At 64.7% G+C, this 434-nt stretch carries 1 protein-coding gene; it reads left to right on the forward strand.

Features of this window, described 5'->3' with window-relative positions:
- Nucleotides 1-434, forward strand: a 434-nt coding sequence (locus BK662_RS28620; protein ID WP_221179117.1) for a VCBS domain-containing protein, incomplete at both ends; no start/stop codon positions are given.

Below are 434 nucleotides of genomic sequence, written 5' to 3' on the forward strand. Positions count from 1 at the left end.
TTCGTCGCCCAGGCCAACACCGGCACCTATGGCCAGTTCTCCATCGGCACTGACGGTGCCTGGAGCTACGTCGCCGACACCGCGCACAACGAGTTCGTCGCCGGCACCACCTACACCGACACCTTCGCCGTGAGCAGTGCCGACGGCACCGTCACCTCGGTCACCGTGCATATCCTCGGCAGCAACGATGCCGCCGTGTTGTCCGCCGATATCGCCAACCTGACCGAAACCAATGCACCGCTGACCACCTCCGGCAGCCTGAGCATCAGCGACGTCGACAGCGCCGCGACCTTCGTCGCCCAGGCCAACACCGGCACCTATGGCCAGTTCTCCATCGGCACTGACGGTGCCTGGAGCTATGTCGCCGATAGTGCGCACAATGAGTTCGTCGCCGGCACCACCTACACCGACACCTTCGCCGTGAGCAGTGCCGA

The sequence above is a fragment of the Pseudomonas frederiksbergensis genome (assembly GCF_003732275.1).
GTDB lineage: Bacteria > Pseudomonadota > Gammaproteobacteria > Pseudomonadales > Pseudomonadaceae > Aquipseudomonas > Aquipseudomonas frederiksbergensis_H.